The sequence below is a fragment of the Lapillicoccus sp. genome, assembly GCF_046595215.1.
Lineage (GTDB): Bacteria > Actinomycetota > Actinomycetes > Actinomycetales > Dermatophilaceae > Lapillicoccus.
This window is the reverse complement of sequence record NZ_JBKJPP010000214.1, coordinates 16,787-30,943: the sequence shown is the minus strand read 5'-3', so window position 1 is coordinate 30,943 and position 14,157 is coordinate 16,787. Positions and strand designations below refer to the sequence as shown.

Sequence of the window (14,157 nt, the reverse complement as noted above, 5' to 3'; positions counted from 1 at the left end):
GATCGTGACGCCGGCGGAGGCCGCCGACGCGGCGATCACCGCAAGGATCTCGTCTTGCGGGTACCTCACATAGACACCATGCGTGGCGGAGAAGCCCTCGGGCACCCACCACAGGCGATGCACCGCCATGGCATGATCGATGCGCAAGATGTCCGCGTGACGGCCGACCCGTTCGATCAGTTGGCGCCACAGTCGATGGCCGCTCGCATGCATCGCTGACGGCAACGGTGGCGGGAAACCCCAGTTCTGGCCGTCGGCGAAGAACGAGTCGGGGGGAGCACCGACGCTCATCTGGGGTGCGAACATCGACGGGTCGGCCCACACCTCGTAGCCCTGTGGGTGCGACCCGATCGGGAGATCGAGAGCGAGCGCCGCGGCGTTGGGATCGGCTCGAATCGCGCCGAGCTGTTGATCGGCGAGGTATTGCGCGAGGAGATGAGACTGTTCGACGATCAGGTCGCCGTCGGCGTCTCGACCGGCACGGAACCGCGCGTACGAGCCGACGTCAGGATGTGCGGCGGCGAATGCTGTCAGCTGGTCCTGCATCTCGGGGCTCAGTGCATTGGTCGCGTCGACGAGTTGACGTCGCCGTCGAGCTGCGAGCGCGCCCCAGTCGATGATGGAGCCGACGGTGGGGACAGGTGCAGCGGGCAGCCCGGTGTCGTCGAGGTATACCTCGTTCCAGTGCAGCCGACTCACCGGCGAGTAGGGGCTGGGGTCGAATGGCTCGTCGAGGTAGGTCGCGTAGAGCGGCAGCGTCGACACCACCTCGATACCGTTCGCCTTCGCAGCGCGGGCGAGGTCGTGGAGGTGGGCGAACGATGGCAGCGGCCGTTGGTGTTCCCACAGTGCGTAGGTGGGAGCGAAGAGCCCGCTGGCCCCTTCGAACCGGTCACTGCGCAGCATGGTCGGCGGGGCGACCACGACGACGGTTTCGCCCGGCCCGCGATCGGTGTCGAATCGGAGTTGATGGCATCCCCACGGAAGTTCCGTCGGCAGATCGATGGTGTCCTCATCGTTGCCGTGCTCCACCTCGACGTCGACGGGTGCCCCGGACACGACCAGGTTCGCTTCGGTGACGTGGGCTCCCACGACCAGCGGCCCCGATCCGGCGAGATGCAGAGGTGGCGCCAGCCGGGAGGTCGAACGTGCCGACGCCAGGTCGGCTTCGAGCACCGCGACCACGTGGGAAACGGTGGTGTCGTCTGCGTGGTGCAGCGTGCCGTTCACGTCGTGATGGCTGGTGAGGATCCCGAGTTGCTCGGCACGTGATCGCAGTGCGTCGGTCGTCATCGCGCCATCATCGCCCGACGTCTTTCTCGGGCAACATCTCCATGATCGACGCAGCCGGTCGTTGAAGGACGGGGTCGCGGCTCGGTGGTTTCACGGAACGCAGCACCACCATCGAGCGGTCGGGCACCGCCAGCCGGTCGCCGGGGCGCTTGTTGGCGCTGCGAGAGACACCCCGCTTCGGGTCTGCAGTGTTGAGGTCGATCGTCCAACGCCGGCTCCACTCGGGTCCGGGAATGCACCAGTCGATCTGCTCGTCCGACGCATTGAAGATCACCAGGAACGAGTCGTCGACGATGCGTTCGCCATAGGCGTCGGTGGTCGGGATCGTGGCGCCGTTCATGAACACGGCCACGGCGCGTGCGAACCCGGCGTCCCAGTCGTCGTCGGTCATCTCCTCGCCGTCAGGACGCAGCCAGGCGAGATCGTCGATGCCGCGTATCTTGCGACCTTGGAACCACCGGCGGCGCCGGAAGACCGGATGTTCGCGGCGGAACGAGATGATTCGCTGACACCATTTCGCGAAGTCGGTGTCGACGTTGTCCCAGCTGAACCACGAGATCTCGTTGTCCTGGCAGTAGGCGTTGTTGTTGCCGCCCTGGGTGTGTCCGAGTTCGTCGCCGCCGAGCAGCATCGGCACGCCCTGCGAGAGCAGCAGCGTGGTCACCAGGTTGCGTTGCTGCCGAGCGCGGAACGCAGCGATACCGGCGTCGTCGGTGGGGCCCTCGGCGCCGTGGTTCCACGAACGGTTGTGTGACTCGCCGTCGTTGCCGTTCTCACCGTTGGCGTCGTTGTGCTTGTCGTTGTACGACACGAGGTCGCGCAACGTGAAGCCGTCGTGTGCGGTGACGAAATTGATCGAGGCGGTCGGGCGTCGGGTGTCGGCTTCGTACAGGTCGGAGCTGCCGGTGAAGCGGTAGCCGAACTCGGCGAGTGTGGAGGGTTCGCCGCGCCAGAAGTCGCGGATCGTGTCGCGGTACCGACCGTTCCACTCCGACCACTGCGGTGGGAAGTTGCCCACCTGGTAGCCGCCCTCGCCGACGTCCCACGGCTCGGCGATGAGCTTGACCTGGCTCACCACCGGGTCCTGCTGCACGAGGTCGAAGAACGCCGACAGGCGGTCGACCTCGTGGAACTGGCGGGCCAGCGTCGCGGCGAGGTCGAAGCGGAAGCCGTCGACGTGCATCTCGAGGACCCAGTAGCGCAGCGAGTCCATGATCAGCTGGAGCACGTGCGGGTGCCGCATGAGCAGCGAGTTCCCGGTGCCGGTCGTGTCGTAGTAGTGACCGAGGTCCTCCTGCACGAGACGGTAGTAGGCGTTGTTGTCCAGTCCGCGGAAGGCCAGGGTCGGCCCGAGGTGGTTGCCCTCGGCCGTGTGGTTGTAGACGACGTCGAGGATGACCTCGATGTCGGCCTCGTGCAGCGCCTTGACCATCGTCTTGAACTCGGTGACCTGCTGCCCCCGGGTGCCGTAGGCGGCGTACCCGTTGTGTGGCGCGAGGAACCCGATGGTGTTGTAGCCCCAGTAGTTGCGCAGGCCCTTGTCCAGGAGGGTGAAGTCCTGGACGAACTGGTGCACGGGCATCAGCTCGATGGCGGTGACACCGAGGTTGGTGAGGTGGGTGATCGTCGCCGGGTGGGCGATGGCGGCATACGTCCCGCGGATCTCCTCGGGGATCTCGGGATGCTGCATGGTCAGGCCCTTGACGTGGGCCTCGTAGATGACGCTCTCGTGATACTCGTGGCCCGGCGAGCGGTCCTGGCCCCAGTCGAAGAACGGGTTGGTGACGACGGACATCAGGGTGTGGCCGAGGCTGTCGTCCGTGTTGGCGACGTTGTCGAGACCGGCGTTGGGGTCGTCGAACTCGTAGGAGAACAGCGACGGGTCGCCGTCCATCTCGCCGTCCATCGCCTTGGCATAGGGGTCGAGGAGGAGCTTGGCGGGGTTGCACCGGTGGCCCTGCTCGGGGTCGTAGGGACCGTGCACGCGGAAGCCGTAGCGCTGCCCCGGCTGGATGCCCGGGATGAACCCGTGCCAGACGAACCCGTCCACCTCGGGCAGCGCGATCCGGGTCTCGGTGCCCCCGTCGTCCACGAGGCAGAGCTCGACCTTGTCGGCAACCTCCGAGAAGACGGCGAAGTTGACACCGCTGCCGTCGTAGGTCGCACCGAGCGGGTAGGGCTTGCCGGGCCAGGTTTCCATGAGTCCCTTCCAGGTTCTCGCGGCACGTCGCCGCAGGGGGGTCGGACCGGGGCGTCACTGGCGCGGTCGGCCTCCATCCTAGAGTGGCACCGCGGCGAGAAGGCCAACGCCCGGGTCTCGGGCCCCCGGGAACGGCGCGGGATGCCGCGGCGCGGCTCGTGCGGTCCACCGGCCTGCCACTGCGACGACCGAGGTGGCCGAGCGAGGACCGTCAGACTCTGATGACCTCTGGCCCGCCGATCACTGCGAGCGCTGCGAAGGCGTCGTGCCGGGGTGAGCGTGTCCTTGGCTGCCAGCACCCAGCCTGCCCTTCGGCGAGGGTCACAACAGACACGTCCGGCTTGTCCGGCAGGTGCCCGGTGTCGAGGAGCCCCCTGGCCGCTCGATCGAGCGGTCGGCGCCTGGTCAACGAATCGGCCCCAGGTCGTCTGTCGTCACGTCCCCGAGATCGCGAAGGTCGCCTCGAAGAACCGCATCAGCCTGACGCCCCACGAGCTGCGCGAGGAACTCCGCTCGGGAGAGCGACAGCCGTCGGGTAGAGGGGATCGAATTGAGCTCAGCCACCGGCAGGCCGTTGAGGCTGATCATCACGGGCTCACCCTCCGAGACCTGCCGCAGCACCGATCACGTGTGGTTGCGTAGGTCGCGAGCCGGGATGGTGCTCAGGTGCGCATCTGTGGCGTTCGAGCCACAGCCACCCAGGGTCATCCGGTCTCAGGCGGAGCGGCGAGCGGGCGCGTCCCGGGGAGCAGCATCCGCATCAACGTCTGCGGACTCCTTCGCGACCCGGCCCTCCGACCGCACCAGTCCCGGGCGCGGCAGTCGACGCGGACCAAGGTCGGCCAGGTGGACCAGCTCGCGGTCATGCCCGGTCGCCAGCCAGAGCAGCGCGAGGCCACCGGAGACGCCGAACGCGACGAGCCCGTTGTGCACCGAGAAGTCGATGACGCCGTAGCACGCGAAGAGCACCGTCAGCCACGTCGCCGCCCGCAGCCGGGCCCGGTCCACGGAGGTGAGGCCGAGCAGCAGCCCGCCCCACAGGACGTACCACGGGTGCAGCGACGGAGCCAGGACGACGATGGCCAGGAAGATCGCCACGAGCGCGGTCACTGGCTGACGGGGAGCCTTCCGGACGACCAGCCAGCCCACGATGCCTGCGCAGACCAGCAGACCCACGGCGCGCACGGCCGGGACGGCGTAGCCGGCGCCGACCCGGTGCCCCGTCAGCGTCATGAGGAACTCGAGCAGGGAGCCGAGGGCCGTGGACGGGGCGAGGTAGGTGCGTACCTCGCCCGGGACGTGCATCGCGCCGAGCCAGCCGTAGCCCAGGCCGGAGAGGGCCGTAATGAGGGCGAAGCCGCCGGCCGCGACGCCGGATGCGAGCCCGACGTGGACGAGACGCTCCCGGGTCCACGAGCCCTGACGCGACCGCGGCGCAGCCGGAGCGCAGAGTAGACCCACCGCCACGACCGCCACGATGGCGGGCTGCTTGACCGAGGCGGCCAGGGCGACGGCCAGGGACGCCAGCACGAGGCGCCGCTGGGTCGCGAGCCACAGGGCGAGCACGACGAGGGCGATCATCATGACGTCGTTGTGGGCCCCGCCGAGCAGGTGCAGGACGGTCAGGGGGTTGAGGACGCCGAGCCACAGCGCGAACCGCGCGTCCCGACCGAGCGCCGTGGCGATGCGCGGCAGCAGCGTGGCGATGACCACCAGCGCCGCGACGGCAGGCAACCGCATCCCCACCGCGGACGCGTAGGGGTTGCTCTGCATGAGGTCGACGACGAAGTGCTGGATCTGCAGCGCCAGGGGACCGTAGGGCGCCGGCGTCCAGAGCCAGAGGGGGTCGACCTGCTCGCCGAACTGACCACCGATGAGCCCCGGCCCCACCGAGTAGGGGTCGAACCCCTGGTGGACGATTCGCCCCTGCGCGGCATAGCTGTAGGCGTCGCTGCTGAACAGCGGGGGCGCCAGCAGCAGCGGCAGGCCCCAAAGAGCCAGCGTGGCCCGGCTGACGTCGACGCCGTCGTCGCGGGGGTGGAGCCGCAGCCAGGCACGCAAGAGGATGAAGACGCCGAGGAGCAGCAGGGCCGTGGCGAGCACCCGTCCCGCCCCGAACTGCAGTTGCCGCAGCAGCCAGATGTGGTCGAAGGCGTTGTCCTCGGGCAGGAAGGCAGGCGTCAGCGAGCCGACGAGGATGAGGCCCGAACCCCACGTGCCCTGCCGCACGGCGGGCACCGCCCACGCACCCTCCAGGGCCGCACCCCACCGGGCGGCGGTGCCGACCACGAGGGCCCGGCGCACAAGCGTGTCTGTCATCGGTGGTCGTCCAAGCGTCGTCTCGGCACGGCCCGAGCAACAGTGGACCGCATTCAGGGTAGCCCGTGGCCACCATCCCCGGCATGTCTGCGCGCCCGTCGGCGCGCCGCACGTGTCGCACCTCACCTCGCTCGACCTGCCCGGTGGAGCCCCCGTGGACCCGCGGTGGAGATGCATATCCCCACATACCTCCCATAACCTCGAGGACCCGTGGAACCCCTTGTCAGGTCAGGGCGGCCACGACCTGGTCGGCCGCGGCATACGGGTCACTGCGCCCGTCGACGACGTCGGCCGCGAGCCGGTCGAGCGACTCGTCGTGGCGCAGGCTGGCGATCCGCGAGCGCAGGGCCGCCATCGCGATGGCCTCGATCTCGGTGCCGGCGCGAGCCAGCCGGCGCTGGCGCAGCGCGCTGGAGGAGGAGAGCCACTCGACGTGCTTGTCGACGGCCTCCATGACGTCGTCGAGGCCCTCGCCGCGCGCGGCGACCGTCTTGACGACGGGCGGGCGCCAGAGCCCCGGCTCGGTCCGGTCGCCGAGCGAGATCATGTGCCGCAGGTCCCGGACGGTCGCGTCGGCGCCGTCCCGGTCGGCCTTGTTGACGACGAAGAGGTCGCCGATCTCGAGGATGCCGGCCTTGGCCGCCTGGATGCCGTCGCCCATCCCCGGCGCGAGCAGCACGATCGTCGTGTCGGCGAGGCCGGCGACCTCGACCTCCGACTGACCCACACCGACCGTCTCGACGAGGATGACGTCGCACCCCGCAGCATCGAGCACCCGCAGGGCCTGGGGCGTCGTCCACGACAGCCCGCCGAGGTGGCCCCGGGAGGCCATCGAGCGGATGTAGACCTCGGGGTCGAGCACATGGTCCTGCATCCGCACCCGGTCCCCGAGCAGCGCGCCGCCGGAGAAGGGCGAGGACGGGTCGACGGCGAGGATGCCGACGCGCTTGCCCCGCGCGCGGAAGGCCCCGACCATCGTGGTGGTCGAGGTCGACTTCCCGACGCCGGGCGACCCGGTCAGCCCGATGACGTGGGCGTGACCGGTGTGCGGGGCCAGCGCCGCCATCACCTCACGCAGCGCCGGATGGGCGTCCTCGACGAGAGAGATGAGCCGGGCCACGGCGCGCGGGGAGCCGGCCCGGGCCGCCGCGACCAGGGCCGGGACGTCGACGGATCGGGCAGCCAACGGGGCGGGACTACTTCTGCGGGACGCGCAGGATCAGGGCGTCGCCCTGGCCGCCGCCGCCGCAGAGCGCCGCCGCACCGACGCCGCCGCCACGGCGCCCCAGCTCGAGGGCGAGGTGGAGGACGAGCCGGGCGCCCGACATCCCGATCGGGTGACCCACGGCGAGCGCGCCACCGTTGACGTTCACCTTGTCGGCGTCGACGCCGAGCTGCTTCGTCGAGGCGAGACCGACGGCGGCGAACGCCTCGTTGATCTCGATCAGGTCCAGGTCTGCAGGGGTGATCCCCTCGCGCTCGCAGGCCTTGGCGATCGCGTTCGCCGGCTGGGCCTGGAGGGTGGAGTCGGGACCCGCCACGACGCCGTGGGCGCCGATCTCGGCGATCCACGTCAGGCCGAGCTCCTGCGCCTTCGTCCGGCTCATCACCACGACGGCCGCGGCTCCGTCGGAGATCTGCGAGGCCGAGCCCGCGGTGATCGTCCCGTCCTTGGAGAAGGCCGGGCGCAGCTTGCCGAGCGTCTCGGTCGTCGTGTCCGCGCGGATGCCCTCGTCGGCCTTGAACTCGACCGGGTCGCCCTTGCGCTGCGGGATGGCCACGGTGATGACCTCGTCGTCGAAGAGGCCGTCCTTCCAGCCCTTGGCCGCGAGCTCGTGGGAGCGGGCCGCGAACGCGTCCTGCTCCTGCCGGGTGAACGCCTGCTCGCCGGTGTTGGCCTGCTCCGTCAGCAGCCCCATCGGCTGGTCGGTCAGGGAGTCCCAGAGGCCGTCGGCCGCCATGTGGTCCTTCAGCGCCACGTCACCGTACTTGTAGCCCTCGCGCGACTTCTCGAGCAGGTGCGGCGCGTTGGTCATCGACTCCTGGCCGCCGGCGACGACGATCTCGAACTCGCCGGCGCGGATCAGCTGGTCGGCCATCGCGATGGCGTTGAGGCCGGAGAGGCAGACCTTGTTGATGGTCAGCGCCGGGACGGACAGGGGGATGCCGGCCCTGGTCGCGGCCTGGCGCGCGGGGATCTGCCCGGCCCCGGCCTGCAGGACCTGGCCCATGATGACGTAGTCGACCTGCTCCGGCGCGACACCGGACTTCTCGAGGGCGCCCCTGATGGCGAACCCGCCGAGGTCGGAGCCGGAGAAGTCCTTGAGGGACCCCAGCAGCCGCCCCATGCCGGTGCGGGCTCCCGCGACGATGACGGTCGGGTTCGTGCTCATGTCAAGCCTCCAGCAGGCGGTCTCAGCAGCGTCGGTGGACGAGCCTCACTCTAGCCACGGCTGCCCCGGCCCCGCCCGCGCGCCGTGGGTGGCGAGCGCCACACCGGCGGGCACGGCATACCTGGCCCGGGTGTCGCGGCAGCCCCTTGCGCGGCGACCCGCGGGTGCGCTACGCCTGTCCCATGAGCACTGGATCGGGCGCCAAGGACGACCCGTGGGTCCTCACGACGGCCCCGGGCAGCTCGGACTACACGATGTCCCGCGACGACGACGCGGACCCGGCCGAGCTGGTCTGCCGGGTCGGCTCGACGACGTTGCGGTACCACGCCCGCGCGATCGACGACCTCCATGCCTGGCTGGTGGTGCAGGGTGACTGGGTACCGCTCGGCGCCGCCGACGAGCTGAAGCCGGCCGCGGACGGCAGCGCCCTGGCGTTCGGCCGTGCGGCGGACAACCCGGTCGGGGGTTGGTACGGGCTGCGCAGGGGCTACCGGGGCCGGTTCGGGATGTATCTCCCGCCGCTGCTCGAGGCCCTCGGCCTCGCCGAGCTGACGCACGACAAGCGCAACAACCAGGTACGCGCACTCTAGCGGCGCCGCGACCCGCGCCTCCGTATGCCGGGCAAGCGCCTAGGCTCGCGGTATGAGCGACTTCCCGCACCTGTTCACCGCGATCGACCACGTCGGGGTCGCCGTGAGCGACCTCGACGAGGCGATCGCGTTCTACCGCGACACCTACGGCATGCGGCTGGCGCACCAGGAGGTCAACGAGGAGCAGGGCGTCCGTGAGGCGATGATGTCCGTCGGGGACTCCGGTGCCTGCATCCAGCTCCTCGCGCCCCTCTCGCCCGAGTCGACGATCGCGACGTTCCTCGCACGCGGCGGACCCGGCGTGCAGCAGGTCGCCTACCGGGTCGAGGACATCGAGGCGGCAAGTGCCGTGCTGCGCGAGCGTGGGCTGCGGCTGCTCTATGACGCGCCGCGCCGGGGCACCTCGGACAGCAGGGTGAACTTCATCCACCCCAAGGACGCCGGCGGCATCCTCGTCGAGCTGGTCCAGCCCGCCGGTGGCGGCTACTGAGCCGTCCGGCTGACGGAGAGGAGCTGCGGCACCGTCACCGGCGTAAGGGACCGTTTCTGGAGTTTTTCGATGAGATGGGGCAGTGCGGCAACGGACCGGCTCCTGTCGATGCGCTGCGCGTTCGGCCCGACCACGCTGCCCCCGTCGTGCATGAGGATGATCGACCCCGGCTCGGCGAAGTACCCGACTCGCAGGCCGGCACCCCGCGCGCCGATGTCGAAGTGTGCCTCGACGCAGTCGCTCCAGAAGATCGGCCGCAGCCCGAGGTCGCGCCCGGCCCGGGCGACCAGGGGTGAGGTCCAGCCCCGTGGTGGTCGGTAGAGGCCGACCGCCGGCCCGTCGACGTGGCGGCCCCCCAGGGTCAGCTCGGCCCGGACCTCGGCCTGGGTCAGCTCGTCCAGCCAGCGGTGGTTCTGGGTGTGGTTGGCCACGGCATGCCCCTCGGCCCGGATCCGGGCGAGGAGCTCGGGGTGCGCCGCGGCGTTGGCCCCGACGACGAAGAAGGTGGCCGGCACGGCATACCGCCGCAGGATGGTGAGCACCTCGGGGGTGTGGTCCGGGTCGGGGCCGTCGTCGAAGGTGAGCGCGACCAGCGGATGGGTCGTCGAGACCGACGAGACAGATCCCGGGTCGGCGCGTCGGCGCTCGGCCGGAGTTCTCGTCCGGGCCTCGTCGCCACCGGCGGACACCTCGGCGTGGGCGGGGGGCGTGACCGGGGTCGTCCCGAGCACGCAGCCCGCCGCTGCTGCGGCGAGCACCGCACGTCGAGAGACCGGCAGCCAGACACCGGGGCGTGGACGCTCTCTCACGGCCCGAGTCTAGAGCGGCGACGTGGCCGGCCAGACGCCCATGCGTGAGGTAGGTCACCGCGTGACCGGGGTCTCAGGCCCCTACCGGGCGCATGGCGGCCCAGTAGTTTCGGGCCGAGTCACGTGCCGAGCTCACCATCGAAGGCTGAGGAGACCCCCTGATGCAGGAGATCCGCGACGCGATCCTCGCTGGCGACCGGAGCGAGGAGACGTTTTCCTCGATCCGGATCCCGCAGACCTACCGGGGGGTCACGGTCCACAAGGACGAGGTCGCCATGTTCGAGGGCCTGGCCAGCCGTGACAAGGACCCGCGCCGGTCGCTCCACGTCGACGACGTCCCGGTCCCGGACCTCGCCCCCGGTGAGGCGCTGGTCGCCGTGATGGCGAGCGCGATCAACTACAACACGGTCTGGACCTCGATCTTCGAGCCGATGGCGACGTTCGGGTTCCTCGAGCGCTACGGGCGCACCTCTCCCTATGCCAAGCGGCACGACCTGCCTTACCACGTCGTCGGGTCCGACCTGTCGGGCGTCGTGCTCCGCACCGGACCGGGCGTGCACCTGTGGAAGCCCGGCCAGGAGGTCGTCGCCCACTGCCTGTCCGTCGAGCTCGAGAGCGCCGACGGCCACAACGACACGATGCTCGACCCCGAGCAGCGCATCTGGGGCTTCGAGACGAACTTCGGCGGGCTCGCGGAGCTGGCGATCGTCAAGACCAACCAGCTGATGCCCAAGGCGAGCCACCTCACCTGGGAGGAGGCGGCCTCCCCCGGGCTGGTGAACAGCACGGCATACCGCCAGCTCATCTCGCGCAACGGTGCGGGGATGAAGCTCGGCGACGTCGTCCTCGTCTGGGGTGCCAGCGGTGGACTGGGGTCCTACGCGACCCAGATGGCCCTCGCCGGGGGCGCGACTCCGATCTGTGTGGTCTCCTCGCCCGACAAGGCCGACATCTGCCGCAAGATGGGTGCGGAGCTCGTCATCGACCGGTCCGAGGGCACCGGAGAGGGCTACCGGTTCTGGAGCGACGAGACCACCTCGGACCCCAGGGAGTGGAAGCGGCTCGGGGCCCGGATCCGCGAGCTGACCGGCGGCAAGGATCCCGACATCGTGCTCGAGCACCCGGGCCGCGAGACGTTCGGCGCGAGCGTGTTCGTCGCGCGCAAGGGCGGCACGATCGTCACCTGCGCGTCGACGTCGGGATACATGCACGAGTACGACAACCGCTACCTGTGGATGAACCTCAAGCGGGTCATCGGGTCGCACTTCGCCAACTACCGCGAGGCGTGGGAGGCCAACGAGCTGATCCACCGGGGGCTGATCCACCCGACGCTGAGCCGGGCCTACCCCCTCGAGGAGGTCGGGCAGGCCGCCTACGACGTGCACCGCAACCTCCACCAGGGCAAGGTCGGCGTGCTCACCCTCGCCCCCCAGGAGGGCCTGGGCGTGACCGACCCGGACAAGCGGGCGCAGTTCGCCGAGGAGCTCGGCCGCTTCCGCAACGTCTGAGGGACCGCCGTCACCCGGCCCGTTAGGGTTTGATCATGTTCGATCGGGTGCGCGACTTCCGCCGGCGCCAGCGCGACCGGCTGCGGGAGAGCAACCGCCTCCTGATCGCCTGGGCCCCCGAGCCGGAGGACGAGCAGCTGACCCACGACCTGCTCGGCGACGTCCTCCCGCTCGCGGACGGCGACCGGGCAGCCGACGACAGCGGAGCCGGCGACCGGGCCGCTGCCACGCGTCGACAGTACGGCCAGGCGGGGCGCCCGCTCAATCGGCAGTCCCCGTTCTACGTCGGGTTCGTCGGCGCGATCGGTGTGCTCACGGCATACGTTCTCTGGCAGGCGATCTCGTCCCTCGACACCGTCATCACCCTGCTTGTCGTCTCCTTCTTCCTCACCCTGGCGCTCAACCCCGTGGTCGAGGTGCTCGTGCGCCGCGGGATGTCCCGGGGGCCGTCGGTCACCGTCGTCTTCGGCTTCCTCGTGCTCGTCTTCGTGCTCTTCGGCTTCGTCGTCGGGCCGCCGGTCACCCAGCAGGGCACCGAGCTGGCCAACAACGCACCGGCCTATCTCGACCAGCTCCTGCGCAACCCGCGCCTGCAGGAGCTCGACCAGCACTACCAGGTGTTCGCCAAGCTCCAGGACGAGTTCAGCAAGAGGATCACCGACGGCACCTTCATGTCCCAGGTCGCCGGCGGGGTCCTCGGGGCCGGGCGGGTCATCGCCTCGGGGATCTTCTCGACGCTGACCGTCCTCGTCCTCTCCCTCTACTTCCTCTCCTCGCTACCGGCGCTCAAGCAGGCCGCCTATGCAGTCGTGCCGGCCAGCCGCCGCCCACGCTTCATCTCGCTGTCCGAGGAGATCATGCGCCGGGTCGGCTCCTACGCCATCGGCCAGGTCGTCGTCGCCACCGTCAACGCCTTCTGCGCCTGGATCATGATGGAGATCGTCGGCATCCCGTATGCCGCGGTGCTGGCCGTCGCGGTCGGCTTCCTCGGGCTCGTACCGATGGTCGGCGCCACCCTGGGGGCCGTGCTGGTCGCGACGGTGGCCGTGTTCGACGACCCCAGAAAGGCGATCATCGCGATCGTCTACTTCATCGTCTACCAGCAGACCGAGAACTACCTCGTGGCCCCACGGATCATGCAGCGCACCGTCTCGGTGCCCGGGGCGGTGACCGTGATTGCGGCGCTTGCCGGTGGCACCCTGCTCGGCATGCTCGGAGCGCTGCTCGCCATCCCGGCGGCGGCGGGCCTGCTGCTGCTCTACGAGGAGGTGCTCGTCCCCCGCCAACGTCGGGTCTGACGCGCCCGACCAGCCAACAGCCAGCTCTCAGCTAGCTCTGGATTCGGGCCGGACCCGGCTCGTGCTGCTGGTCTGCGGTGGGCCAGGTCGTCGCCAGCGGGGGCGTAGCCGGGTTCACCCGCGTCACGATCTCTTGGTGGGCCCGGCGGACGTAGGGCTCACCGACCCACAGGTGCTTGGCCCCCTCGATCGCCACGACCTCGGCCTGTGGCACGGCGGAGAACCGCTCACGGGCCTCCTCCGGACGCAGGTAGTCGTCGAGCTCGGGGACCAGCGCCACGAGCGGCTTGCCCGAGTCGGCCCACGCCGCAAGGTGTTCCGGTTGGCTGAAGCGCAGGGGCGGGCTGAGCAGGATGGCGCCGGTGATGGACGGGTCGAGGCCGTACATCAGCGTCAGGTCGGTGCCGAACGACCACCCGACGAGCCACCGGTGCGGCAGCTCGGGTTCGTCGTGGAACTCTGCCAGCTCGATGGCCGCGGCCACGTCGAAGCGCTCGTCCTGCCCGCCGTCGAAGTTGCCCTGCGACGTGCCCCGGGGTGACGTCACCCCGCGCAGGTTGAACCGGAGCACAGCGAGGTCGGCCAGGGCCGGCAGCCGGAAGGCCGCCTTCTTGAAGACGTGGCTGTCCATGAAGCCGCCGTGCGTCGGCAGGGGATGGAGCGTGACGAGGGTGGCCACCGGGTCCTGCTCCGCCGGCAGCGCCAGCTCGCCCACGAGCGTCAGGCCGTCCGCGGTGTGCAGCTCCACGTCCCGTCGCCGGGCCGGGAGGATCGAGTTGGCGCGGATCTCGTCGGGGTCGCGGCTCATCCGTGCAGGCTACCGATAGGGGTTGCCGGCCGGCCGGGCGTCCCGCCGCTGCCAGCACCCGGAGTGCCAGTGTCGCCGATCCCCAACTCCCCCAACGCCTTCCGCAGGCCACGCGACGACGTGGGGCGTCCCGATGGCGATGTCCTGGTGGCACCCCGGGCAGAGGTAGTCACGGCTCGCCGTCGCCCCCGAGACGCGGCGCACGGTCCACAGGCCCCCGGCATACCGATCGGTGCTCGTGCTGCCACCACTGACCCTGGCGAGGTCGATGGGGGCCTCGTCGCGGCGGCGGCGGTTGGCGCGGGGCATGGACCCATCCTCGCGTATGCCGGGTTGCTCACCGGACGCTGCGCCTGGCGCGGTTGCGCTCTCCCCAGAGATCTCGGAGAGGACGGGACCCGGGACCGCTCGACGGGTGGTGGTGGCTGGCTGACGGTCCGCGCCCTCTG

Annotated in this window: 13 protein-coding genes; 4 read left to right on the top strand and 9 right to left on the bottom strand. The window is 70.4% G+C overall.

Translation table 11 applies throughout. The features are described 5' to 3' along the window. The 6 genes from ACLL9L_RS18335 to ACLL9L_RS18310 all read right to left on the bottom strand — a co-directional run. A partial coding sequence (locus ACLL9L_RS18335) for a 4-alpha-glucanotransferase (RefSeq protein WP_411286090.1) occupies positions 1 to 1,293 on the bottom strand: 1,293 nt, incomplete at its 3' end. Positions 1,294 to 1,300: 7 nt separating this feature from the next. Beyond that, positions 1,301 to 3,493, bottom strand: coding sequence for a glycogen debranching protein GlgX (gene glgX / locus ACLL9L_RS18330; protein WP_411286089.1), 2,193 nt, complete (start codon positions 3,491 to 3,493; stop codon positions 1,301 to 1,303). 405 nt (positions 3,494 to 3,898) lie between these two features. Next, on the bottom strand, positions 3,899 to 4,084 hold the full coding sequence (locus ACLL9L_RS18325; RefSeq protein WP_411286088.1) for a hypothetical protein: 186 nt from the start codon (positions 4,082 to 4,084) through the stop codon (positions 3,899 to 3,901). A gap of 123 nt (positions 4,085 to 4,207) precedes the next feature. Then, positions 4,208 to 5,812 carry a polyprenol phosphomannose-dependent alpha 1,6 mannosyltransferase MptB gene (mptB, locus tag ACLL9L_RS18320; RefSeq protein ID WP_411286087.1) on the bottom strand — a complete coding sequence of 535 codons (1,605 nt, stop codon included), beginning with the start codon at positions 5,810 to 5,812 and terminating at the stop codon, positions 4,208 to 4,210. A gap of 223 nt (positions 5,813 to 6,035) precedes the next feature. Beyond that, the gene (meaB, locus tag ACLL9L_RS18315) at positions 6,036 to 6,998 is read right to left on the bottom strand and encodes a methylmalonyl Co-A mutase-associated GTPase MeaB (protein WP_411286086.1); all 963 of its coding nucleotides are present in this window, start codon (positions 6,996 to 6,998) and stop codon (positions 6,036 to 6,038) included. Positions 6,999 to 7,008: 10 nt separating this feature from the next. After that, complete coding sequence (locus ACLL9L_RS18310; protein WP_411286085.1) at positions 7,009 to 8,205, bottom strand: acetyl-CoA C-acetyltransferase; 1,197 nt, start codon at positions 8,203 to 8,205, stop codon at positions 7,009 to 7,011. 182 nt (positions 8,206 to 8,387) lie between these two features. On the opposite strand from ACLL9L_RS18310, the gene ACLL9L_RS18305 reads away from it, so the two are divergent. Next, entirely contained in the window at positions 8,388 to 8,795 is a 408-nt protein-coding gene (locus tag ACLL9L_RS18305; protein WP_411286084.1) for a DUF6855 family protein, read from the top strand. Positions 8,796 to 8,847: 52 nt separating this feature from the next. Further along, the gene (gene mce, locus ACLL9L_RS18300; RefSeq protein ID WP_411286083.1) at positions 8,848 to 9,285 is read left to right on the top strand and encodes a methylmalonyl-CoA epimerase; all 438 of its coding nucleotides are present in this window, start codon (positions 8,848 to 8,850) and stop codon (positions 9,283 to 9,285) included. Here mce and ACLL9L_RS18295 read toward each other — a convergent pair. Further along, positions 9,279 to 10,094, bottom strand: coding sequence for a polysaccharide deacetylase family protein (locus tag ACLL9L_RS18295; RefSeq protein ID WP_411286082.1), 816 nt, complete (start codon positions 10,092 to 10,094; stop codon positions 9,279 to 9,281). The genes mce and ACLL9L_RS18295 overlap by 7 nt on opposite strands. A gap of 161 nt (positions 10,095 to 10,255) precedes the next feature. On the opposite strand from ACLL9L_RS18295, the gene ccrA reads away from it, so the two are divergent. Further along, positions 10,256 to 11,602 carry a crotonyl-CoA carboxylase/reductase gene (ccrA, locus tag ACLL9L_RS18290; RefSeq protein ID WP_411286081.1) on the top strand — a complete coding sequence of 449 codons (1,347 nt, stop codon included), beginning with the start codon at positions 10,256 to 10,258 and terminating at the stop codon, positions 11,600 to 11,602. 35 nt (positions 11,603 to 11,637) lie between these two features. Next, on the top strand, positions 11,638 to 12,900 hold the full coding sequence (locus ACLL9L_RS18285; protein WP_411286080.1) for an AI-2E family transporter: 1,263 nt from the start codon (positions 11,638 to 11,640) through the stop codon (positions 12,898 to 12,900). 31 nt (positions 12,901 to 12,931) lie between these two features. Here the strand turns inward: ACLL9L_RS18285 and ACLL9L_RS18280 are convergent, their stop codons facing one another. Together ACLL9L_RS18280 and ACLL9L_RS18275 are read right to left on the bottom strand one after the other, a co-directional pair. Next, a complete protein-coding gene (locus tag ACLL9L_RS18280) occupies positions 12,932 to 13,708 on the bottom strand; it encodes an alpha/beta hydrolase (protein ID WP_411286079.1) in 777 nt (258 codons plus the stop codon). A 9-nt stretch (positions 13,709 to 13,717) separates the two neighbouring features. Next, positions 13,718 to 14,017 (bottom strand): hypothetical protein, encoded by a 300-nt coding sequence (locus tag ACLL9L_RS18275; protein ID WP_411286078.1) that lies wholly within the window; start codon positions 14,015 to 14,017, stop codon positions 13,718 to 13,720. Positions 14,018 to 14,157: the final 140 nt, after the last annotated feature.

Bases quoted from the DNA above. Each gene is read 5' to 3' on its own strand.
- glgX (WP_411286089.1), bottom strand. From the start codon at position 3,493: ATGGAAACCTGGCCCGGCAAGCCCTACCCGCTCGGTGCGACCTACGAC.
- mptB (WP_411286087.1), bottom strand. From the start codon at position 5,812: ATGACAGACACGCTTGTGCGCCGGGCCCTCGTGGTCGGCACCGCCGCC.
- ACLL9L_RS18310 (WP_411286085.1), bottom strand. From the start codon at position 8,205: ATGAGCACGAACCCGACCGTCATCGTCGCGGGAGCCCGCACCGGCATG.
- ACLL9L_RS18305 (WP_411286084.1), top strand. From the start codon at position 8,388: ATGAGCACTGGATCGGGCGCCAAGGACGACCCGTGGGTCCTCACGACG.
- mce (WP_411286083.1), top strand. From the start codon at position 8,848: ATGAGCGACTTCCCGCACCTGTTCACCGCGATCGACCACGTCGGGGTC.
- ccrA (WP_411286081.1), top strand. From the start codon at position 10,256: ATGCAGGAGATCCGCGACGCGATCCTCGCTGGCGACCGGAGCGAGGAG.
- ACLL9L_RS18285 (WP_411286080.1), top strand. From the start codon at position 11,638: ATGTTCGATCGGGTGCGCGACTTCCGCCGGCGCCAGCGCGACCGGCTG.
- ACLL9L_RS18280 (WP_411286079.1), bottom strand. From the start codon at position 13,708: ATGAGCCGCGACCCCGACGAGATCCGCGCCAACTCGATCCTCCCGGCC.
- ACLL9L_RS18275 (WP_411286078.1), bottom strand. From the start codon at position 14,017: ATGCCCCGCGCCAACCGCCGCCGCCGCGACGAGGCCCCCATCGACCTC.